The following is a 22458-nucleotide window of genomic DNA, read 5'->3' as shown; positions in this document are numbered from 1 at the left end:
TGGCTCGGCAAGCCGGCGGGTTGCCGGTAACTTGGAGAACATGGCCATGAAATCATTCCTTCGGCGCACCCTGCCCGGCGCCTGGCTCGCCGCGGCGCTGCTGTTGCCGGCCTGCACGTCGCCGACCCAGGCGCCGCCGCCGGCGGCCGAGGCAGCCCCGCAGCTGACGGCCGCGCAGCTGCGCCAGGACCTCGACCAGTTGTACGACACGCTGCAGGCGGCCCACTACGACCTGTATGCCCGCCGCGACCGCGCCAGCTACGATGCCCTGCATGCCCGCCTGCGGGCACGCCTCGACCAGCCGATGACCGTCGGCGACGCCCAGCTGGAATTGCAGCGCTTCGTGGCTTTTGGCCGGGTGGCGCATGCACGCATCGACCTGCCCTTTGAACGCTGGGCGGCATTCCGGGAGGGCGGCGGCAAGGCGATCGCGCTCTCGCTGCGGGTGCGGGACGACGCGGTCTACGTGCTGTCGGACCCGGCCGACGCCGAGGGCGTGGCGCCCGGCGACCGGGTGCTGACGATCGACGAGCAGCCGGCGCTCGACTGGCTGGCCCGGGTGGGCGGCCTGGTGTCGGCCGACAATCCCTACCTGCTGCATGCGCAGATGGAAGGCATGCTGCCCTTCCTGGCCTGGCTGACGCTGGGTGAGGTGGACGGCGTGCAGCTGGAGCTGTCCGACGGCGACGGCGCCCCGCATCGTGTCTGGCTGCCGGCGACGACCCGTGCGGACATCGCGGCCGCCGAAGCGGCGGGCCGTGTTCCCGCCACGCTGGATCTCTCCGGCCGGGACGCGCGCATGCTCGACGATCGTGTCGCCTACCTGCGCCCGGGCCCGTTCTACGACATCCGCCCCGAGGCCGACTCGCCCTGGGACCGCAGCCATTTCCGGGCCTGGCTCGACCAGGCGTTCGCGGACTTCATCGCCGCGGGCGCGACCGACCTGCTGCTGGACCTGCGCGACAACCCGGGCGGCGACAACTCCTTCTCCGACCTGGTGCTGGCCTGGTTCGCCGACGAGCCGTTCCGCTTCAGCCCGGCCTTCGAGATCCGGGTCAGCGCCGCAACCATCGCCTCCAACCAGGCGCGGCTCGATGCCCTGCCCGAGGATGCCGGCGGTGCCAGCGCGGACATGGCGGCCCTGTTCAAGGGCCAGCCGATGGGCAGCGTGGTGCGCTACGACATCCCGCTGGCGTCGCCGCGCACGGGCACGCGCTTCGAGGGCCGCGTGCACGTGCTGGTGAACCGGCACTCGTACTCCAATGCGGTCAGCGTCGCCGCCATCGTCCAGGACTATGGCTTCGGCCGCGTGCTGGGCGAAGAAACCGCCGACCTGGCGAGTACGCTGGGCGCCATGGAACATTTCACGCTGGCACATTCCGGCCTGCGGGTCGGCTACCCGAAGGCGCGCATGCTGCGGCCAAGCGGTGATGCCACGCCGCGCGGGGTGGTGCCCGACGTGACGCTGTCGGTTCCCGTGGTCGAAGGCCCGGACGACCCCGTGCTGCAGGCCGCCCTGGCCAGCATCAGGCGCTGACATCCCGAGCATGGAATCGCCCAGCCTCCACGACCAGCGCCTGGCCTTCGTCACCGGCCTGCTGCTGGACGCGAAGGTGCAGCGGGTGCTGGACCTGGGCTGCGGCGCCGGCCGGCTGCTGGCAAACCTGGTGCAGCAGCCCGGCTTCAGCCAGGCCACCGGGCTTGATGCCTCGGCGTCGGCGCTGGCGGTGGCCCGCAGCGAGCTGGCCGCGCACGTGGCCTCGGGCCGGCTGGCCTTGCTGCACGGCCAGGTATTCACGCCGCATCCGGACGCCGGCGCCGCGGACGCGGTGACCCTGGTGGAAGTGATCGAGCACCTGGACCCGCAGCGCCTGTCCGAGGCCGAGCGCTGCGTCTTCGGCCACTACCGGCCGCCGCTGGTGGTCGTGACCACGCCCAACGTCGAATACAACCCGCTGCTGGGCCTGCGCGACGGCCAGCGCCGCGACCCCGGGCACCGCTTCGAATGGCCGCGCGATCGTTTCCGCGCCTGGGCGGCCGGCGTCGCCAAGCGCAACGGCTACCGCGTGCAGACCGGCGGCATCGGCCCGGTCGATGCCGACGCGGGTTCGCCGACGCAGTACGCGGTCTTCCGGCGCAGCCCGGCCTAGTCGATGTGCGGGTGGAGCAGGACGGGCGCCTCGGCGAACGGCCGGATGCCGAAGTTCGGGTAGATCTCGGATGGCAGGTAGAGCACGCCGTCCTTCACCACCGCACGGATGGACCGGATCGCCTTCAGGTCGGCCGTGGGATCGCCGGGCACCAGGAAAAAGTCGGCGCGCTTGCCACGTTCGATCGACCCTGACTGCTGGTCTTCGCCGAGGTAGCGGGCCATGTCCAGCGTGGCGAGCTTGAGCACCTGCGCCGGTGAATAACCCAGCTGCTGGAACAGCTCGAGCTCGCGATGGAAGTGGAAGGAACCGCCCAGGTCGGTGCCTGGAATGAGCGACACGCCGCGTTCCCGCATGCGCCGCAGGGTGTCGAGCACCTTGCCATAGGCCAGGCGGTAGGCCTCGGCGTCGCCCGGTGCCGACATGTCCGACCAGGCGCGGCGGGCTTCCCGCTGCGCACCCACGGGCAGGTGGTCGAAAACATCCGCCAGGCCACGGGGCACCTGGCCGTCCTGGTTGAGCAGCAGGTTCTCGTGGATGGCGATGGTCGGCTCCACGGCGACGCCGTGTTCCTGGATCAGGTCCAGCGTGTGCTGCACGCGCGGCGAGTCCAGGTCCAGGCTGGCCAGGCGCTTGAGCGCCGTCAGGCGCAGCAGCGTGCGGGTGTCCTCGCCATCCTCGAGCACCCAGCCGAGCATGATCTGGTTGATGTGGGTCAGCTCGTCGTAGCCGGCTTCGATCATCGCATCGGCATTGCTGAAGGCCGGCACGTGGCCCGCCACCCGCAGGCCCAGGCGGTGCGCTTCCGCCGCCGCCGCCACCGACCACTCCGGCTTCATGGAGTTGTACAGCTTGACCTGATGGAAGCCACGGGCGGCATACCACTGCACCGCGTCCAGCGCCTCGGCCTCGCTTTCCACCAGACGGCCGTTGTTGGAGCTGAAGGGGCTGAAGCCTTCGATGAAGCCGCTGCGGTGCACGCGCGGGCCGGCGATCTTGCCCTGCTCGACGCGCGCGACCAGGTCGGCAAGCTGCTCGTAGTCGTTGCCCATGTCGCGCACGCTGGTGATGCCGGCGGCGAGGTTGAGGATGGCGCGGTCCTGGCTGGTGTGCGAATGCATCTCGTAGAGGCCCGCCACCAGGGTGCCGCCTTCGCCTTCCACCACCGTCTCGCCCGGGGTGACCGGCGAATCAACCGGCTGCACGCCGGCGATGCGGCCGGCATGCACGACCACGCTGACCGGTTCGCCCAGCGCCAGCGCCGCCGGGTCGAACAGGCGGACGTTGCGGAAACGCAGCGGGCGGTCGAAGCGATGCGCGGTACGTTCCTGGATGCCTTCCAGGCGCGCGGCACCAAGATCGGCGACCAGCTTGCGCAAGCGGCTTGATTCGAATTCATAGCCCTCGCGCACCACGACCACGCGCGAAGACGCATGGGCGAAGAGCTGCTTGCGCGAATCGAGCAACACGTATTCGGGATGCAGGTCCAGTCCCGACAACATGTAGACGCGCACGTCCAGGCGATTTTCGTCCTCGCCGAACGACAGCGACTCGCCGGCCGTCAGCGTCACTTCGCCGGCGGGCAGGGTCGGCAGGGTCTGGTCGCCGTCGGCCAGCAGCAGCCGTGCGTACAGGCCCAGGGCCCAGGGGCTGGCGGACTGGCTGACGTAGAGCAGGGGCTGGTCGGCGCTGGCTTCGGCGTCGCCGCCCGCGTCGCGCCAGAGGGCCTTGCCCTCGCCCCACTCGAAACGTTCGTCCACCTTGCTGCCAAACGTCGTGCTGCCGGTGACCGTCCAGGCGGTCGGCAGGCCGGCTTCGCCGATGTCCAGCGACTCGACCAGGGTCGGCCCCCGGCCGTTGTTCTTGTAGGCGAAGTCGATCCCGACCTTATTGCCTTCGTGGGTGACCACCAGGTGGCCGACGCGGAAGTTCCCGACCACGACGCTGAAGCGTTCTTCCGCCGCCCCGGCCGGCAAGGCGGCGACGGACAGCACGGCCACGGCAATCGAAAGCATCCAGCGCATCGTCATCCCCTTTAGATGGTCGGGCGCGCGCCGGCGCGGCGGGCCTGCCGGCACTGTAACAAGGCAGGCCCGTCGCGCGCGTCAAGGCCTAGGCCGCCTGGCGCAGCTTCACCGCCGGGAAGTCCACCGGCACGTCGAAAGCGATGTTGACGTAGTTGGTGAACAGGTTCAGCGCCACATGCGCCAGCAGTTCGACGATGGCTTCGTCGTCGAAGCCGGCATCGCGCAAGGCCTTGATGTCGGCGTCGCCGACGTCGGCGCGGCGGTCGACCACCTTCAGGGCGAAAGCCAGCGCCGCCGCGGTGGCCGGGTCGGTGCTGTGGCCGGCCTGGGCCTGGGCCATTTCCTGTTCGCTGGCGCCGGCGTTCTTGCCCAGCAGGGTGTGTGCGGCCAGGCAGTATTCGCAGCGATTGCGGTCGGCGACGGCCACGGCCAGCTTTTCGGTCAGGCGGGCCGGCAGGCGGCCCTTGCCCAGGGCGCCGAAGCTACCCCACATCGAGGCCAGCGCGGCCGGCGAATTGGCGACCGCGCGGAACATGTTGGGCGTGGCACCGAAGGCCGACTGCACCTGGCCAAGCAGGGCCTGGCTGGCGGCGGGGGCGGAGGTGGCGGTTTGCAGGGGAATGCGGGACATGGATGGCTCCTTAGGAAAGCGTCGCGCCGATTGCGCAGGGCCATCATCGGCGGCAAGATCGGCACCAAGGCCACGAATCATCCCCAATACATAACGGATCGTCCGATATGCCCAGCCGCCGCACCCTGCTCCAGACCGCCCTGCTCACCCTGCCCCTGCTGCCCTTCACGCGGGCCTGGGCCCGCCTGCCCGGCGACCCCGCCGAGGCCCTGGCCGCGCTGGAAGCGCGCCACGGTGGCCGGCTCGGCGTGGCGGCGCTCGATACCTTCAGCGGCCGGGTGCTGGCCAATCGCAGCGATGAACGCTTCGCGATGTGCAGCACCTTCAAGCTGCTGCTGGCCGGCCAGGTGCTGGCCGCGGTGGACGCCGGCCGCGAGCGCCTGGACCGGCGCCTGGCCTGGACGACCGATGAGGTGATTTCCTGGTCGCCGGTCATCGACAAGCACGACGGCAAGCTTGGGCTTTCCGTCGAAACGCTGTGCGAAGCGACGATGACCCTCAGCGACAACACCGCCGCCAACCTGCTGCTGGCCGAACACGGTGGGCCGCGTGGCCTGACCGACTGGCTGGCCAGCATCGGTGACGCGGTGACGCGCCTGGATCGCAACGAACCCGGGCTCAACGAAGCCACGCCGGGCGACCCGCGTGATACCACCACGCCCGACGCGATGGTGGCGACGATGCGCAAGCTGCTGCTGGGCGACGTGCTTTCGCCGGCCTCGCGAACCCGCCTCACCGGCTGGATGCTGGCCAACCAGACCGGCGACAAGCGCCTGCGCGCCGGCCTGCCCGGCTGGCGGGTCGGCGACAAGACCGGCACCAACAACACCGGCAACGCCAACGACATCGGCATCCTCCGGGCGCCGGATCGCAGCGCGCCGATCCTGGTGGCGGCGTATTACGCCGAGTCCACCAGCACGCACGCCGAGCGCGATGCGGTACTGGCCGACGTCGGCCGCGTGGTCGGCGCCTGGGCGCTGGCCGGCGGCTGAGGGCGATGCCCGGCCACGTGACCCAGGTCGATCGCCTGCAGGGCCTGCTGCAGCGTTTCAGCGTCAGCGCGCGCATGTTCCACAGCGGGCCGCTGTGCGGCATCAATGACTTCGATGACAACGGGCTGGGCCAGCTGCACCTGGTGCGGCGCGGGCCGCTGACGGTGAGGCACGCCGGCGAAGAACACGCCGTGCACGAACCCAGCCTGCTGTTCTACCCGCGGCCGCTGGCCCATCGTTTCATCACCGACGCCAGCGCCGGCGCCGACATGGCCTGCGCCAACCTCGACTTCAGCGGCGGCGCGGCCAATCCGGTCACGCGCGCGCTGCCCGCCTACGTGCAGCTGCCGCTGTCGGCCCTGCCCGGCGCACGGCCGGTGCTCGAGCTGCTGTTCGACGAAGCGTTCGCGCAGCGCTGTGGCCGCCAGGTGCTGGTGGACCGGCTGTTCGACGCGGTGCTGGTGCTGCTGCTGCGCCACCTCCTGGACAGCGGCCTGGTGCAAAGCGGGCCGCTGGCCGGCCTGGGCCACCCGCAGCTGGCGCGGGCGCTGGCGGCGATGCACGACGCGCCGGCAAGGCCGTGGACGCTCGACGCGCTCGCCGCGGTCGCCGGCATGTCGCGCAGCCGCTTCGCGGAGGTGTTCGCCGAACGTGTCGGCACGCCGCCATCGTCCTACCTCACCGGCTATCGCATCACGCTGGCCCAGGAGGCACTGCGCCGCGGCGACAAACTCGAGCGGGTTGCCCAGCAGGTCGGTTATGGCAGCGGCGCGGCGCTCTCGCGGGCCTTCGCCTCGGCGTGCGGGCTGTCGCCGCGACAGTGGCTGAAGTCGGTTTGACGGGCGCCACGCCGCAGGGCGAGCGTTCCGAACTGCTCGACGCCCTGCGGGGCTTCGCGCTGTTCGGCGTGCTGCTGGTCAACCTTCGCAGCCTGAGCCTCTACGACCTGCTGCCGGCCGACGAACGCGCCGGCCTGCCCGGCGCCGCGATCGACGCGTGGCTGCAGCCCTTCATGGCCGCCCTGGTCGACGGCACCTCCATCACCCTGTTCTCGCTGCTGTTCGGAGTGGGTTTCGCGATCCAGCGGCAGCGCGCCGCCAGCGATCCCTCGGGCACGCGGCGCTACCTGCGCCGGCTGGCGCTGCTGCTGGCTTTCGGCCTGGTGCACGCCTACCTGCTCTGGTGGGGCGACATCCTGCGCTACTACGCCGTACTCGGGCTTTTGCTGATCCCGCTGGCGCGGCTGCCGGACCGTTGGCTTGCCGCGCTGGGCGTGGTGATTTGCGTCGGCTTGCCGGTGTGGCTGCAGCCCGTGGTCCCCGGCCTGCTGCCGCCGCAGATCGGCAGCCCGGAGTCCGCGGCGCGGGCGCTGGTCGCGTTCCGCTCGGACGAGCTCGGCACCCTGCTCTCGGGCAACCTCGAGCGTGACCTGCGCATGCGCATCGCCGTCTGGTTCCTGCCGGCCTACGTGCTTGGCCGGCTGATGATCGGTGCGGCGCTGGGTCGCAGCGGCGTATTGGAGCAGCCGGAAAAACACCTGCGGTTCTGGCGGCGGCTGTTCTTCTCGATGCTGCTGGTCGGCGGCGGGCTCACCGTCTTCTTCGCAGTGCGCAAGGCCGGCGTCTTCGGCGAGGCCCTGCCCTGGCTCGGCAGCGAGCCGGGAAAGATGCTCATGCGGCTCGGGCGTTTCGCCGCGCCGCTGGCCATGGGCCTGCTGTACCTGGCGGGCCTGGTGCTGCTGTACCAGCGGCCGGCGTGGCGGCGACTGATCGGACAACTGGCACCGCTGGGTCGCCTGGCGCTGACGCATTACATTGGCCAGACGTTCATTGCGATCGTGCTGTTCTACGGCATCGGTCTCGGATTCGGCGGCCGGATCGGACTGGCCGGCACCGTGGCCGTGAGCGCCCTGATCCTGGCGCTGCAGCTGGCGGCCAGCCGTTGGTGGCTGGCGCGGTTCCGCTTCGGTCCGCTGGAGTGGCTGTGGCGGAGCCTGACCTACCTGCAGGTCCAGCCCATGCGACGAAGCAAAGTCCTGAGCGAAAGCACGAGGAGAGCCCGATGAAATTCAAGCCGCGTATCCTGGTTTTCCTGGCGGGCCTTCTCGCCGGCGGCGCGCAGGCCAGCGCCGTGCAATCGCTGGCCGACGAGATCGCGGCCGGCGACCACCGGGGCATTGATGGCCTGGTGGTGATGCACGACGGCCAGGTGTTCGCCGAAGGCTACGGCGAGCGCCTGCCGGCCGAGGGTCGCGACATCCGCTCGGCGACCAAATCAATCACCGCGCTTCTGGTGGGCATCGCCATCGACCGCGGCCATATCGGGTCGGTGGACACCCCCGTCGTCGAACTGCTGCCGGAACTGGCCGACGCCTTCGCCGACGACCCGCGCAAACAGGCCATGCGCCTGCAGGACCTGCTGACCATGCGCAGCGGGCTCGACTGCGACGACTGGACGCGCGGATCGCCCGGCCACGAAGACACCATGTACCGCAAACGCGACTGGCTCGGCTTCTGGGCCAGCCAGCCGATGCGCGACGCACCGGGCACGCGTTTTTCCTATTGCACCGGCAACGTCGTGGCCCTGGGGCGCATCCTGGCCAATGCCACCGGCGAACCGGTGCCCGCCTTCGCGCAGAAGAACCTGTTCGGCCCGCTGGGCATTCAAAACGCCGCCTGGGAAACCTGGAACCGCGGCCGCGACACCGATACCGGTGGCCATCTCGCCCTGCATCCGCGCGACCTGGCGCGGATCGGGCAGATGGTGATCCAGCGCGGCGAGTTCGAAGGCCAGCGCGTGGTCAGCGCCGACTGGATTGCGGCGATGACCACCGAACACACGCCCGTGCCCGGCCGGTCACAGCGCTACGGCTACCTGTGGTGGCTAGATCGCGCCCGCGGCCCGAAGCTCGGCGACCAGCCGGTGTGGATGGCCTGGGGCAACGGCGGCAATTACCTGTTCCTGTTCCCCGGGCTGCGCGCGAGCATTGCCTTCGCCGGCAAACGCTACAACCGGCCCGATGCCATGGAGCCGATGCAGTGGATGGGTACGCGCATCCTGCCCGAGCTTGTACAGGCTGCACAGGTCACTCCCGGCGATGGCGACGGCGCGAGCGGACCCGTTCGTAGGTAAGCAGGAAGATCGCCAGCGAAAAGGCCACCGCCGCCAGGATGACCTGCAGCGCCGACCAGTCGGCGTAATTGGCCCAGGACAGGACCACCATGTAGGTGGCCATCAGCGCGGCGTAGACGATGCCGTTGTGCACCAGCGAGCGGCGCTCGGCGTCGCTGCGGGCCCGGCGCAGGAGCAGGCGCACTTCCAGCCAGACCGCGCCGACCACCAGCGTGACCGACGCGGCCAGGGCGCCCAGCACGCCCAGTACGGCCTTGACGCTCCAGCCGGTCGCCTTGGCCGCGGCACCGGTGGCGACGGCTGCGCCGGCGGTGCCCGAACCGGCCAGGCCGACGCCCACGGCGACGGTGAAGGCCACGCCGGGCGCACTTTCCCGGGCGACGGCGGACAGGCGCTTGAGCAGTTGCTCGCGAAGCGCATCCCGGCCGCGCTGCAGCCGCTTGCGCACGGCGGCGTCGCTGATGCCCAGCAAGGCGGCGACGTCGGCGCTGCGCTCGCCCTCGCGGTAGTAGAGCAGCAGGACATCACGGCTGGTTTCCGGAATCTCGTCCAGGGCTTCGGCGAGGTGGCGGGCCTGTTCCGAGCGCTCGTGCAAGTCCGCAGGCCCGTGGCCGGGCTCGGCAGCAACGTCTGACAGATGCTCGAGTGGATCCACCGGCGTCTCCCGGTAACGACGCGCACGCACGTGGTCGATGGCGCGGTTGCGCGCGACCTGGCGCAGCCAGGGCAGGAAGCTCTGCGGGTTGTCCAGCTGGCCGCGGCGCTGCCAGGCGGTGAGGAAGGTGTCCTGGGCGATGTCTTCGCTGGCCTGCAGGTCGCGGGTGATGGCCAATGCCACGCTGGCCACCATGCGCTGGGTGGCCGCCACCAGGCGGCCGTAGGCCACGGTGTCGCCGCCCTGGGCGGCAGGCAGGTCGCGTTCGATCAGGGTATTGAGGATGTCGGGGCTCATGGCTGTGCTCGCAGGATAGTCACAACAACCTACGAACCGGGGCAAACAATGTGACATCCGCCGCCAGCGTCCTGCCGGTCAGCGGAAGTGGGCGATGTCTTCCAGCGACTTGCGGTGGATGTCCGGCACCTGGCAGCCCTGCGCGGGATGGCCGACGACCAGCAACAGGTAGGGCACTTCGTTGCGCGGGCGCTCGAGCAGTTCGTTGAGGAAGGCCATGGGGCTGGGCGTATGCGTCAGCGTGGCCAGGCCGGCCTGGTGCAGGGCGGCGATGAGCATGCCGCAGGCGATGCCGGTGGATTCGTGCGGGTAATAGCGCTTGGCCTTGCGGCCGTCCACTTCCGGGCCGGTGCGTTCGTAGAACACCGCGATCAGCCAGGGCGCGATTTCAAGGAAGGGTTTGTGGTCGTCGGTGCCGAGCGGGGCCAGGGCTTCAAGCCATTCCTCGGGGGCGCGGCGTTCGTAGAATTCGCGCTCCTCGGTTTCGGCGGCGACGCGGATCTTCTGCTTCAGCGCCGGGTCCGACACCGCGACGAAGGACCAGGGCTGCTGGTTGGCGCCGCTGGGCGCGGTGCCGGCGGCCTGCAGGCAGGCTTCGATGACGGCGCGCGGCACCGGTGTCGGCGCGAAGTCACGCACGGTGCGGCGCTGCGCCAGCATCTGGGCGAAGGCGCGTGCCCGCGCCAGTCGCTCTTCGTCGTCGAGCGCGGGCGGTGGCGGCAGTGGACAGGTGCGGGCAGCAGGCATGGCTGGATTCTCAGGATGCGCCACGGGTGGCCAGCAGCGATTCGGCGATGTCGAACAGGGCCCGGAAACCGAACCCCACCAGCGCCAGCAGCACGCCGCCCACCGCGATGCCCAGGCTCGACGGCACCATCAGCACGGCGCTGTAGGACATCAGGCTGGCGGCAGCCATAACCAGGCCCAGGACCGACATGGCCAGGCCGGCAAGAATGAGCACGGAAGTGAGCAGTCGGGCGAAGCCGTATTTCATCATCGGGAGTTGGCCTGGAGTGGGAAGCCCCGATTCTAGACGCGTCGACGCACCGATGGCGCCACCGCCGACTAGGCCTGGGCCGGGCCTGGCATCGTGGCCGCCAAGGCTTCGTCCAGTTCGCCCGCGCGCACGCAGGCCGGGTGCGCGCAGACGCGGTCGATATAGGCCATGAACACCGGCAGCTTGGGCACGATGCCGAAGTTGGTGGTCCACTTCAGTGCCGTGCCCCAGTGCAGGTCGGCGGCGGTCAGCGTGTCGCCCAGCAGGTAGTCGTGGCGCCCGAGCTGGTCCGCCAGGGTCTGGATGACGGTGTCGTAGTCGCGGTAGGGCGACGTGGACGGATCGATCGGCGCGCGCTTGAAGGCGTGGTCCATCAGCGCGGGTTCGAAACAGCCCGCGTAGAAGGCGAGCCAGCGCAGGTAGGGGCCGCGTTGCGGGTGGTCGAGGGCCGGCGCCAGGCCGGCTTCCGGGAACCGGTCGGCCAGGTAGAGGGTGATGGCGACCTGCTCGGTGACCACCGCATCGCCGTGCACCAGCGTCGGCAACTTGCCCATCGGGTTGATCGCCAGGAATTCCGGCGCGCGGGTTTCCCCGGCGGCGAAATCGACCACCTTGATCGCGTACTCCACGCCCAGGGCTTCGAGCAGCACGCGCGCGCCAGCCGAACGGGATTTGGGGTTGTGGTACAGCGTGAGCGCGGGCGTGGCCATGGCGTTTCCTTGGGTGGGCGGATGCAAGCAGCCTAGTCTCAATTGCGGACATTTACTGTCCTCGATAGGCTGCCGGCATGCTGTCGACCTCCGCCCGCCTGCTGCGCCTGGCCAGCCTGCTGCAATCGCGGCGGCACTGGTCCGGCGCGGCGTTGTCCGATGAGCTGGGCGTGGATACCCGCACCGTGCGCCGCGACGTCGACCGCCTGCGAGAACTGGGTTATCCGGTGGAGGCCTCGTCCGGCGTCGGCGGCGGCTATGCGCTGGGCCGCGGCGCCGACCTGCCGCCGCTGGTGCTCGACGACGAGGAAGCCGTGGCCCTGGCGCTGGCGCTGCGCGCGGCCACGGCCTACGTCGGTGGCATCGAAGACACCTCGCTGCGGCTGCTGGGCAAGCTGGACCAGATGATGCCCACGCGCCTTCGCCGCCGATCCAGCGCCCTGCATGCGGTCACGCTGTCCCTGCGCAATGCGCCGCCGCTGGTGCAGGCCGACCTGCTGCAAGCGCTGGCCACCGCCTGCCGCGACTTCCGCAGGCTGTCATTCGGCTACCGCAACCACGCCGGTGAAACGAGCCGGCGCGAGGCCGAACCGCTGCGCCTGGCCAACTACGGCCGCCGCTGGTACCTGCTGGCCTGGGACACCACGCGCGCGGACTGGCGCAGTTTCCGGGTGGACCGCATCGAGGCGCCGCCGCGGGTGGGTGCAGCCTTCGCGCCGCGCGCCGTGCCGGCCGACGTGGCGCAGCGACTGGAACGTGGCATCGCCTATTCCCCCTTCAGCTGCCGCGCGACGCTGCGCCTGGAAGGCACGGTCGCCGAGCTCGAAGCGGTGATGCCGCTGTGGTTCGGCGTCCTGGAAGCCGAGTCCGACACGCACAGCCTGCTGCGGATCGGCGCCGACAGCCCCGGGGCGCTGGTGGCGCAGGTGCTGATGGTCGGACGGCCGATGACGCTGGTCGACTGCACCGAAGACCCGGATGAAATCCAGCGCCTGCTGGCACAGGCCGCGGCGATGTTCGCCGCACCCGCACCGGCCTGAGCGCGCTGTTTCAGATCAGCGGTGCTGGTCCAGCAGCACCGGGTTGCCGTCGGGATCGACGACGATGAACGCGCCCGGTCCGGAGCCGCCTTCGTCCACTTCCTTGACCGGCGTGATGCCCCTGGCCTTGAGCTGGCGCTGCAGCTCGCGCACGTCGGTGAACGGATCCACCGGCTGGCCGTTGTTGTCCCAGCCCGGATTGAAACAAAGCATGTTCTTTTCGAACATGCCCTGGAACAGGCCGATCACGGTGTCGCCGTTTTTCATGATCAGCCAGTTGTGCTGCATCTGGTCGTGGAAGGCGGTGAAGCCCAGGGCTTCGTAGAAGGCCCGCGAGGCCTTGATGTCCTTGACGGCGAGGCTGAGCGAAAAGTTGCCGAGGTTCATGGGGCTCTCCTGGTGGCGGCGGCGACACGATGATATGCCCGGAGCGGCGCTCAGGAACCCAGCAGGGCCCGCGCCACGACTTCAGGCGATTTGCGCAGCAGCGAGGTATTCACCTGCAGCGGGAATTCGGTGACGTCGTCGGGATAACGGGGCAGCAGAACGCCGTGTTCCGAGGCTCGCTCGGACAGCGCCGTGGCGGTGATTCCCTCGGCCCTTAGCAGGAAGGTGCTGGTGCCGTTGTCGAGTTTGCGGGCGGTGAAACGGCCGCTGGCTTCGAGCAGGGCGATGACCTGGTCGGCGGCCTGCCAGGCCTTGGCGTAGTTGGCTTCGTAGTCGTCCAGGTACTGGTCGACGAAGGCGATGGACGGCCAGGCGGCCGGCAGCGCGCCGCCGAACATGCGGCGCGTGTGGTACAGGCCCTCGATGAAACCGGCGTCGCCGGCGAGCATGGCGCCGGTGGCGCCGTTGAAGTGTTTCCACACCGACACGTACACCGTGTCGAACAGCGCCGCGTACTCCTTCACCGACCGGCCCGTGTGCTGGGGCAGGTTGAACAGGCGCGCGCCGTCCAGGTGCCGGCGGATGCCCTGCTCGCGCGCCCAGTCGCACAGGCGCGCCAGTTCGTCGACGTCGAAAAAACGATGCTGCTGGCGACGCACCGGGCTTTCGATGGACAGCACGCCGATGCGCGATTCGACGCGGCCGCCGGCGGTGCGCGCGGCCCAGGCCTTGGCCTCTTCCACGGTGAAGCTGGCCCGGCCGGGCGCCAGCGGCAGCAGGGTGAGCCCGCTGAGCGCCTGGGCGCCGTCGCCGGTGTCGTTGTAGAGGTGGCTTTCGGCCTGCACCAGCACGCGCGGGCTGTTGCCGGCCAGCTTGCGCACGGCCAGGTGGTTGGCCAGCGTGCCGGTGGGCAGGAAGATTGCGGCTTCCTTGCCCAGGCGCGCGGCGAACTTCGCCTCCAGCGCTTCGACGGCGCCGCCGCGGGAATAGTTGTCGGGCGTGAAGCCGGTTCGCCTTGTCGCTTCCTCCAGTGACACGGCGTATTCGCGCGGGGAAAGCGCCAGGCCGTCGGAGTAGAAGTTCACGGCCTGGAACAGGGTCTCCTGCCCCGATGCCGCGGCTGTGGCCGATGCCGACGCCGGCAACAGGGTCGAGGCCGTGGCCAGTGCGCCGGTGGCGAGGAAATGACGGCGATCCATGTGAACTCCGGCGCGTTCCGTCGCCCCCATGGCGGCGTTCATTGCAGCGTCAGCATGCCGGGCGCTATGTAGGAGGGTCAATGCGGACTGGTGCGCCTGCGCGCCCGCGTGACCCACCCACAATAAGAAGGAGTGCCTCCATGAAGCTCATCATCGTGCTGATGCTGGCCGCCGGCCTGAGCGCCTGCGGTACCTACGGTTCCCGCGGCGGCTATTACGGCTCGGCCAAGGCCGGCGGCGACACCGTCACCGTTTGCCACAAGGGCAAGAAGACCATGCAGCTGCCGCGCTCCGCCGTGGACGCGCATATGGGCCACGGCGACCGTCGCGGTCGCTGCTGATTCATCGTTTCTGAGAACCCGGTTCCGGTAACAGGCCGGCCCGCTGCCTTTCGCTTTCACCGGCGGCAGCGGGCCCGGCATACTCGGCACTCGATCACGCTTGGAAGGCGTAACGATGATGCTGAGCAAGACCCTGCTTACCTTGGGCCTCGGCCTGGCCTGTGGAACCTGCCTTGCAACCGCGGCACCCGCCGCCCCGCCGGTGATGCCGGCCCAGACGCGGGCAGCCCTCAGTGACGCGATCGTCGCCGACCACGACCAGGCGCTAAGCCGCCTGCGCGAGTGGATCGCGCTGCCCTCGATCAATGCCGAGAAGCTCAACCGCCAGGAAGGCGCCGAGCTGATGCAGCGCATGCTGCTCGACGCCGGCTTCGATACGGCACGCATCATCCCGACCGATGGGGCCCCTGGCGTGTTTGCCCGCCTGGATGCCGGCGCGCCGACGACGCTGGCCGTCTACTTCATGTACGACGTCAAGCAGTTCGAAGCACACGAGTGGAGCCAGCCGCCGCTGGAAGGCCGGCTGGTCGAGCGCGACGGCAAGACCGTGCTGATCGGGCGCGGTGCGATCAACCAGAAGGGCCCGGAGGCCACCCTGCTGACGGCGATCCGCGCCTTCAGGACCACGGGCACGCCGCTGCCGGTGAACATCGTGCTGGTGGCCGAGGGCGAAGAAGAAACGGGCTCCGAGAATTTCGGCCAGATCACCGGCGACCCCGAGGTCGCCAAGGCGCTTTCCGAATCCGTGGGCGTGATCCTGCCGGTCGCCTGGCAGGGCGACGACGGCAGCGTCGAGATCTACCTGGGCGCCAAGGGCGTGGCGGAAGTGCAGCTGGTGGCCGACGGCGCCAGGTCGGGACGTGGCCCCGGAATGGAAATCCACTCCTCCATGGGCGCGTCGGTGGAGAATCCAGCCTGGCGCCTGGTGAAAGCGCTGGACACCCTCGTCGCGGACGACGGCTATACGCCGGCCATTGATGGCTGGATGGACGACGTGCGGCCATTGTCGGACGAACAGATCGCCCTGATCGAGGCGGGCATCCGGCCGGGCGCGGAAGCCGCGGCCAAGAAAGAGCTGAAGGTGCAGGGCTGGATCGCCGGCGAGGATTACCGCAGCAGCCTGGTGCGCCTGGCTTCGCAGCCCACGGTGACCATCCAGGGCCTGGTGGGCGGCTACACCGGCCCGGGTGGCAAGACCTCGATTCCCTCGCGCGCGGAGGCGAAGCTCGATTTCCGGCTGGTGCCCGACATGCAGGCCGACGAGGTGGTGGCGAAACTGCGCGCCCATCTCGACAAGCGGGGCTTTGACGATATCCAGATCGTGCCGGGTGGCATCTACGGCCCGACCGAAACGCCGCGCGACGCCGCCATCGTCAAGGCGCTGGAAACCGCGCTGGCGGGCGCCGACGTGCCCCACACCCTGACCCCGCGCCTGGCCGGCTCCTGGCCCGGCTACCGCTTCACCGACCCGCCGGTGTCGTTGCCGGCGGTGTTCGTCGGCATCGGCCAGGGCGGCCAAGCGCACGCGCCGGACGAGTGGTACCTGATTGATGCCGAAGACCCCAAGCTCGCGGGCATCGACCGGCAGGCGCTGTTCTACGCCGAGTTCCTGTACGCGCTGGCCAATACCAAGAATTGAGCGCCGGGAAGACGAAACGTGCCCCGCTGAGATGGCTGGCCGTTTAGCGGCCCCGGACGCGTGACAGGAGGGTAGGCAGCTTCCGGAGGAAGCCTCATGCCCGAATACCGCACCGCTACCCGCTTCGCAGCCCTGCTGACCCTCCTGCTGAGCCTGGCGTGGCTGGCACCCGTCGCCCTGGCGGCGGACGATGCCTCCCGCGTCTGGGTGAACACCAACTCCGGCGTCTACCACTGCCCCGGAACCCAGTACTACGGCAACACCAAGCGCGGGAAATACCTGAGCGAATCGGAAGCAACCGAATCCGGTTACCGGGCCGCATACGGGAAACGTTATTCCCCCGCTGCTGCGCGCACCGGACAGTCCGCTGCCAAACAAGGCCTCATCGCCGAACCGCAGGCACGCAGCACGGAGGTCTGGGTCAACACCAGCTCCGGGGTTTATCACTGCCCGGGCACGCGGTATTACGGCGCAACAAAACGCGGCCGCTACATGTCGGAAGCCGACGCCGTGGCCGTGGGCAACCGGCCGGCCTACGGGGCACGCTGTTCGCGATAACGATGACCGTGGACGCCGGGCTGCCGCCCAGGGTCCGAACCTGAGAAAAAACCTCGGCCGGTCCCGCCCACCTGCTACGTTGGCCCCTAAATACCCTGGGGAGGGAAGCAGGTATGTCTACGCCAGTCCGTTTCGCCCTTGTTGCTTCGCTGTTGCTGACCGCCCTGCCCGGGCTGGCCAAGGACGCCTCCTCCGCCGCCGATGCCGAGCTCGAGGCCCGGATCACGGCCATGGCCCGCATGGCCAGCGCCACGGGGCCGCAGTATTCGCCCGACGGGCAGTGGATTGCCTTCCACACCAACATCAGCGGCGTGTCGCAGGTCTGGCTGCTGCCGGCCGAGGGGGGCTACCCGCGGGCGGTGAGCGCCGGGCCCGATGCCGCCAACGGCGTGCGCTGGTCGCCCGACGGCCGGCTGGCTTATGCGGTGTCGCCCGGCGGCGGTTACAACGCCCGGCTGCTGCTGACCACGACCACGGGCACCGACACCATCGCCATGGACGACGACGGCGAGGCCAATACCTTCCTGGGCGACTTCGCCGACGACGGGCGTTACCACTTCCGCAGCAACGCGCGGAGTCCGTCCATCACCGACCCCTGGATCTGGGACCCGAAAACCGGCAAGGCCACGATGGCCTTCGAAGCGGACGGCTTTGGCGGCATCGCCGACCTCAAGGGGGAGCACGCGCTGGAATGGAAGCTGGTGACGCGCGGCGACGTCAACGCCTACCGGCGTGACCTGCGCACCGGCGAGCGCATCCTGCTCACTCCGCACGAAGGCACGGCGTCGGCCTTCGGGCAGTTCGGGCGCGACACCAATACCGTGTACCTGGGCCACAACCTGGACCGCGACAACATGGTGTTCGGGCGCGTGGACATCGGCGCCGACGGCAAGGCGTCCGCGCCGGTGACGCTGGCCGAACGCGACGAAGCCGAGCTCGACGACTTCCTGCTGAGCAAGGACTTCAGCTTCGCGCTGCTGGTGTGGAACGTGGCCGGCCGCCATGAAATCGAACGCATCTCGCTGACCGACGGCAAGCGCAGCTCCCTGCCCGCCGCGCCGGCCGAACTGGTGTATTCCGCCGACATCGCCCCGGACGGCAAACACGCCGTGCTGTCGCTGGCCGGCTCAACGACCCCGCCCGACCTGTGGCAACTGGACCTCGCCAGCGGCAAGTACACCCGCCTCACCTGGAGCCCGCACCCGGGCGTGGACCTGGCCACCCTGGTGAAGCCGGAGCTGCGCACCTACGAATCCTTCGACGGCCTGGAGCTCTCGGGCTGGCTGTACCTGCCCAAGGACTTCAAAGCCCCGGGCCCGGTGGTGCTGAGCTTCCACGGCGGCCCCGAAGGCCAGGAAGTGCCCGCCTTCCGCAGCGACTACCAGGCCCTGCTGGCCAGCGGCATCGCCGTGTTCGCACCAAACATCCGCGGCTCGTCGGGCTTCGGCAAGGCCTTCATGACCCTGGACAACCAAGCCGGCCGCTTCGACGCCAATAAGGACATCAAAGCCACCGCCGACTGGCTGGTGCGCGAGGGCATCGGCGCCAAGGACCGCCTGGGCATCATGGGCGGCAGCTACGGCGGCTACGCCACCATGGTGGGCGTGACCGAGTTCCCCGACACCTTCGCCGCCGCAGTGAACCTGTTCGGCATGGTCAACTTCGAAACCTTCTTCGCCCAGAGCGAGCCGTGGATGGCGGCGATTTCAACCAGCGAATACGGCGACCCGAAAACCCAGGCGCAGCTGCTGCGCGACCTGTCGCCGATCCACAAGCTGGACCGGGTGACGACGCCGCTGCTGGTGATGCATGGCGCCAACGACACCAACGTGCCGGTGGTGGAGGCGGAGCAGATTGTGGAGGTGTTGGGGAAGCGCCGGGTTGAGGTGGAGTACGTGTTGTTTCCGGATGAAGGGCATGGGTGGCGCAAGGAACCCAACAGGGTGAGCTCCACGCTCATACTGACGCGCTTCCTTGGGACGCATTTGGCTGAATAATCCCTACTTCACGCAACCACACACGAACTTTGCCATCAGAGCCAAAAAGAAGCTTTCAACCACAAACCGGGAAGACCTGAGCACGGAAAGATGATTACCAACTGGCGAGAGCGCGAGACACCCACGAGCGATAGATTCCTAGAATTGGCGGAATCGTATCGCCAGGCAGCGATGGACTTTTGCCACCGCATAATAGTGAATGAAACGCAGCAATCGTGGGCAAACGCTTCCGTAGTTATGCTTCTGGCTGCACATTCGGTAGAACTGTTTCTGAAGGGTGCAATTCTTCAAAGATCTCCGGATGAGCGATTTCCTCCCCACCATCGTCTCGACACGCTCGCAGAGCGTGCGCGAGAGCTGTATGACGATAGCGAGCATGGATTTCGCCTCCCCATGGAATCAATCGACGGAGCCCCGTTCGAAGAAGACCTTCTATCCAACGAATCACCCAGCCTCAGATACCGGTACCCGACTCAACGCACAGGAGATGAATGGACGGCAATCGAAGGCTTCGATCAGGATGAATTCTTCGAGCTGCTAGAGACTCTTGGAGAGGAGTATTCAAAGCTTCCTAGCTAGTTCGTGCAACCAAACGTCCAAGAGTGCATCCAAAAGCAATACCACCCTGAGTGGTGATCACACACCAACTGACTAGCCTATCTGCCTACCAGAGTTCTGGTAAGCAATCTGATGTTGGATCTCTATGGCAATGTTCAAATTGTTACTTACCCAGTTCATGTCAGACTTGCTAGTCTTGAACATATAAAGTCGATTCATAACCAAGAGCGAAACGATCATCTCAATGAGTATATTGCCACCTCCTTCTAGGAGGAGCTTTGATATCTGAACTCTGGGAAGATCCTTTGCGGAATCAAGTAGCACAGCAAGCTCCATAAGCTGAAAACCGGCCGAACCGTTCTCTCGCACAACTAGCTGAACGTCTTCCAAAAGATCTTCCGAGTTTGCGCTCCTGGAGCCGCGATGCAAAATTCCACAAGTGACTCCAAGTACCACATTTGCTACGACGCGCCGTGCAGCTGCCTCACTTGAATCGGCCCCACCTCGCGCTTCTAACAACTTCGTAATTTGCTCTGAGAATTTGTCGGGACCTTCTTCGTAAAAGCGATAGAAGCTTGCCAAGGCCCTTAGCGGCCCATTGAACAGCTCCTTGAGCAGCTCCCTTTTTCGAGATCGCTTGATCGAGGAATACTGGTTCTTGAGTACCTGCCCGAGAATGTCAATTGTCTTGAAGAGCATGGCCAGCTTCGCGGCAAGTGGCAAATTATCGCTGGCAGCCTCCGCGTCTAGCAGCCCATCATCACTATCATGTTCGTTGTCATCCCTTCGCTCATTTCTCTCTGCTCGAGCAGCTCGTGGATCCGCCCTACCAAATGTCAGCTTTGGAGCGTTAGAAATTAGCTGGAGAATTGGCAACGTATCGTCGCCAAACTGCACTTCTTGTACGTCCCGAAATAGACCCACAAGCGCCGCAGAGATCTTCGCCAAGAGCCAATCATCGTCGGTATGGTGGGCGAGAAATAGAACAGTGTTGGCGTAGTCACGTACATAAAGGTGGCTACAGCAATGCTCCACGTACGCTCGCGAAGACTCTTCCCCGAGCAGTTTTGCCAGCCGCATCCCCTTCAAGTAATAGTACATATAAGGGTAGCGAAAGGCGTAAGAATCTCCCACGCGATGTAGCACCTTCGCGGACAGTAGCGTCTCCAACCGCGGAGAAAACTCTACGGGAGTCCATTCCTCGCTAAAGCACGCGTTGAACTCCTTCAGTTCACCATGAGTTAACTCGCTTCGGCCGCTCTCATGAAAGCGCCAGGCCAGATGAGCGACATAGTCAAACATCTCGGTGAACTTATTGCTTGCTACGCCCGCAGCAGCAAACGCCTGCGTGAGGAGAAAGTGATAGTAGTGGCCAAGCGCACTTTCCTTCAGCTCTGCACTATTCCCAGCATCTACGCTCTGCAGCAGTGCCAGGAGGTAGAGTGGTGACGATGGAATTATTGATTTATCCATCGCTGTATTGATCAGCTTCTCCGCGACATCGCATTTCGCAATGAACTGACCTTCACCCTGGCCAGCATTCACAGAGTTGTGCGTGAACCAACGCTCGATAAGCTCGCCGCGCTTCTTGAATCCGAATAGCTGCAATTCGTAGTGCGTCATTGATGCGAGTTCATTCTCGGAACCTCGCTCAACCATCTCCTTAACTTCAAACAACTTCCCAACCGTAATCACGGAATGATCAGATCTGCTTCTCAATGCACAAATGATCGCCGCCCTGCTAGTTGAGTCGTCGAGCGGGCACTCGTCGAAGTCGTCAATCAGGATGATCTTCTTGGCTTTCGGGCTTTGCAAAACGGACTCAACCGACTCGTCCTCATATTGCGCTTTGATTGCTCGCTTCAATACAGAATCTATTTCTCGATTGGATGCGTGCTTTATATCGGCGCCACGAATCAGAACTGGAGCGAAGCCGATTGAGTGATACGAGATATAGAGTTGGTGCAAGAGACTTGTGCAACCGCTTCGATCATCGCCCTCTACGATCACACCGCCTCGTGTCTGGTCAGGCTCCCGAAGGCTCCGCGCGTCGAGAAACTTCCGCCGCGCTCGCGGCGAGCCCATGACCTTCAGGTCGGGGTATACGTAGAGATCGTCGAGCGTTGGCTCTCCTCCGTGCGCAAGGAAAAGTGCACCAGGGTCCCTGATCTTCTTAAGGAACTCGACTCTTAGGCTAAGTGAGGATTGTCCGATAGCGGGGAGCTCGTGGAACTCTTCCCAAGAGCCGCTAGGTGAGGGCCGATAGGCGCCCTTACTGTACCTATAGGCGGTGCAGTTGAACTCCTTCTTCTGGACATCAATCTCGAGAATATTGAAGCCGGTTTCACTGAGGTCTTGAGAATCGTGCTGCAACACCCAGCCCTCTACGAATGCACTCCTTTCGGACTCTGTGTCATCGATAAGGCCGACAACGCCCTCATGTTCATGACCCGTGAAGATCACACTGGAGATACGCCTAAGGAAGCTTCGCATTTCCCGATACTTCGTCTGGTGATACCAGTTGAAGGGGTGGTGCATGAAAAGCAGCCTGACATTCGCACTATCGGCAGCCCTATCTGCGTATAGATCAATCGGAAAGTAGAGATTCCTCTGCTCCTTTAGCCGCGAGACCCAGGAAACATTGAGGGTATCAAAGCGAACGGTAACTCCATCTACAACTGCCGCGCTTGACCGCCATAGTTTGTCGTCGTTCACTTGCTCCCAGTTCTCAACGCGCTCTCTAAAGTCAAAGAACGCCCTCTGCACCGACGTACAGCTGTCGATCACAGATTCATCAACCTTTACTTCGTGTTGCCTCGATGTAAGAGCTGCAATGTTGTTGACTCGACTTTCATTACAGAGAGAAAAGTCACAGTCATGGTTTCCGGGCGCAACAAGCACTCGAATATCTGCGCTCGTCTCTTTTGCAATAAGATCGCGCAGGCGCTCAATTAAAGTTTCAACGGCCTTATATTCCTCGGCTTTTCCTGAAAAGCCGATGTCGCCAGTCAGCGCAATTACGACTAGCGAAGCGGAATGTACGCGCGAATTGAGCGTTCCCGCGATCTGCTCAGCTCTTGACAATATGGGCGCAGCGGCCGACTTGACGTGCAAATCGCTTAGGTGGAGAAGAACTATGCTCAAAGGC

The 22458-nt window shown here is 66.5% G+C and carries 20 protein-coding genes; 11 read left to right on the top strand and 9 right to left on the bottom strand.

Features of this window, described 5'->3' with window-relative positions:
- Positions 1–46: 46 nt before the first annotated feature.
- Entirely contained in the window at positions 47–1537 is a 1491-nt protein-coding gene (locus ACYVJH_RS00520) for a S41 family peptidase (protein WP_460452726.1), read from the top strand.
- A 10-nt stretch (positions 1538–1547) separates the two neighbouring features.
- A complete protein-coding gene (locus ACYVJH_RS00515) occupies positions 1548–2150 on the top strand; it encodes a methyltransferase domain-containing protein (RefSeq protein WP_460452725.1) in 603 nt (200 codons plus the stop codon).
- Here ACYVJH_RS00515 and ACYVJH_RS00510 read toward each other — a convergent pair.
- A complete protein-coding gene (locus ACYVJH_RS00510; protein WP_460452724.1) occupies positions 2147–4174 on the bottom strand; it encodes an amidohydrolase family protein in 2028 nt (675 codons plus the stop codon). The two genes, ACYVJH_RS00515 and ACYVJH_RS00510, sit on opposite strands and share 4 nt — an antisense overlap.
- 88 nt (positions 4175–4262) lie before the next feature.
- Positions 4263–4808: a carboxymuconolactone decarboxylase family protein gene (locus ACYVJH_RS00505; protein WP_460452723.1), complete on the bottom strand. Its 546-nt coding sequence runs from the start codon at positions 4806–4808 to the stop codon at positions 4263–4265.
- A 107-nt stretch (positions 4809–4915) separates the two neighbouring features.
- On the opposite strand from ACYVJH_RS00505, the gene bla reads away from it, so the two are divergent.
- The 4 genes from bla to ACYVJH_RS00485 are packed head-to-tail and all read left to right on the top strand — an operon-like array spanning position 4916 to position 8932.
- On the top strand, positions 4916–5800 hold the full coding sequence (bla, locus tag ACYVJH_RS00500) for a class A beta-lactamase (protein ID WP_460452722.1): 885 nt from the start codon (positions 4916–4918) through the stop codon (positions 5798–5800).
- Between the two features lie 5 nt (positions 5801–5805).
- Complete coding sequence (locus tag ACYVJH_RS00495; protein WP_460452721.1) at positions 5806–6639, top strand: AraC family transcriptional regulator; 834 nt, start codon at positions 5806–5808, stop codon at positions 6637–6639.
- Positions 6636–7865 (top strand): DUF418 domain-containing protein, encoded by a 1230-nt coding sequence (locus tag ACYVJH_RS00490; RefSeq protein ID WP_460452720.1) that lies wholly within the window; start codon positions 6636–6638, stop codon positions 7863–7865. The genes ACYVJH_RS00495 and ACYVJH_RS00490 overlap by 4 nt, the downstream gene beginning before the upstream one ends.
- Positions 7862–8932 (top strand): serine hydrolase domain-containing protein, encoded by a 1071-nt coding sequence (locus tag ACYVJH_RS00485; protein WP_460452719.1) that lies wholly within the window; start codon positions 7862–7864, stop codon positions 8930–8932. Before ACYVJH_RS00490 ends, ACYVJH_RS00485 begins: the two co-directional genes overlap by 4 nt.
- Here ACYVJH_RS00485 and ACYVJH_RS00480 read toward each other — a convergent pair.
- The 4 genes from ACYVJH_RS00480 to ACYVJH_RS00465 all read right to left on the bottom strand — a co-directional run bounded on the left by ACYVJH_RS00480 (position 8886) and on the right by ACYVJH_RS00465 (position 11591).
- A complete protein-coding gene (locus ACYVJH_RS00480) occupies positions 8886–9884 on the bottom strand; it encodes an RNA polymerase sigma factor (RefSeq protein ID WP_460452718.1) in 999 nt (332 codons plus the stop codon). The two genes, ACYVJH_RS00485 and ACYVJH_RS00480, sit on opposite strands and share 47 nt — an antisense overlap.
- 78 nt (positions 9885–9962) lie before the next feature.
- Positions 9963–10631: a nitroreductase family protein gene (locus ACYVJH_RS00475; RefSeq protein ID WP_460452717.1), complete on the bottom strand. Its 669-nt coding sequence runs from the start codon at positions 10629–10631 to the stop codon at positions 9963–9965.
- 10 nt (positions 10632–10641) lie between these two features.
- A complete protein-coding gene (locus ACYVJH_RS00470; protein ID WP_460452716.1) occupies positions 10642–10881 on the bottom strand; it encodes a hypothetical protein in 240 nt (79 codons plus the stop codon).
- A 68-nt stretch (positions 10882–10949) separates the two neighbouring features.
- Positions 10950–11591, bottom strand: coding sequence for a glutathione S-transferase family protein (locus ACYVJH_RS00465; RefSeq protein ID WP_460452715.1), 642 nt, complete (start codon positions 11589–11591; stop codon positions 10950–10952).
- 77 nt (positions 11592–11668) lie between these two features.
- Between ACYVJH_RS00465 and ACYVJH_RS00460 the strand changes: the two genes are divergently transcribed.
- The gene (locus ACYVJH_RS00460; protein WP_460452714.1) at positions 11669–12631 is read left to right on the top strand and encodes a helix-turn-helix transcriptional regulator; all 963 of its coding nucleotides are present in this window, start codon (positions 11669–11671) and stop codon (positions 12629–12631) included.
- Positions 12632–12646: 15 nt separating this feature from the next.
- Here ACYVJH_RS00460 and ACYVJH_RS00455 read toward each other — a convergent pair whose 3' ends face one another.
- Positions 12647–13018: a VOC family protein gene (locus ACYVJH_RS00455; RefSeq protein ID WP_460452713.1), complete on the bottom strand. Its 372-nt coding sequence runs from the start codon at positions 13016–13018 to the stop codon at positions 12647–12649.
- A 50-nt stretch (positions 13019–13068) separates the two neighbouring features.
- The gene (locus tag ACYVJH_RS00450) at positions 13069–14217 is read right to left on the bottom strand and encodes a threonine aldolase family protein (RefSeq protein WP_460452712.1); all 1149 of its coding nucleotides are present in this window, start codon (positions 14215–14217) and stop codon (positions 13069–13071) included.
- A 140-nt stretch (positions 14218–14357) separates the two neighbouring features.
- On the opposite strand from ACYVJH_RS00450, the gene ACYVJH_RS00445 reads away from it, so the two are divergent.
- From ACYVJH_RS00445 to ACYVJH_RS00430, 4 genes are all read left to right on the top strand, one after another.
- Positions 14358–14558 carry a hypothetical protein gene (locus ACYVJH_RS00445; RefSeq protein ID WP_460452711.1) on the top strand — a complete coding sequence of 67 codons (201 nt, stop codon included), beginning with the start codon at positions 14358–14360 and terminating at the stop codon, positions 14556–14558.
- A gap of 115 nt (positions 14559–14673) precedes the next feature.
- Positions 14674–16197 (top strand): M20/M25/M40 family metallo-hydrolase, encoded by a 1524-nt coding sequence (locus ACYVJH_RS00440; RefSeq protein ID WP_460452710.1) that lies wholly within the window; start codon positions 14674–14676, stop codon positions 16195–16197.
- A 96-nt stretch (positions 16198–16293) separates the two neighbouring features.
- Positions 16294–16755, top strand: a complete 462-nt coding sequence (locus tag ACYVJH_RS00435; RefSeq protein WP_460452709.1) for a hypothetical protein — start codon at positions 16294–16296, stop codon at positions 16753–16755.
- Between the two features lie 113 nt (positions 16756–16868).
- Positions 16869–18752, top strand: a complete 1884-nt coding sequence (locus ACYVJH_RS00430) for a S9 family peptidase (RefSeq protein ID WP_460452708.1) — start codon at positions 16869–16871, stop codon at positions 18750–18752.
- Between the two features lie 651 nt (positions 18753–19403).
- On the opposite strand, the gene ACYVJH_RS00425 is transcribed toward ACYVJH_RS00430, so the two are convergent.
- A complete protein-coding gene (locus ACYVJH_RS00425) occupies positions 19404–22454 on the bottom strand; it encodes an STAND family AAA ATPase (protein ID WP_460452707.1) in 3051 nt (1016 codons plus the stop codon).
- Positions 22455–22458 lie beyond the last annotated feature (4 nt).

Source organism: Arenimonas aestuarii (assembly GCF_054781715.1).
This window is presented reverse-complemented; position numbering and strand designations above follow the sequence as displayed.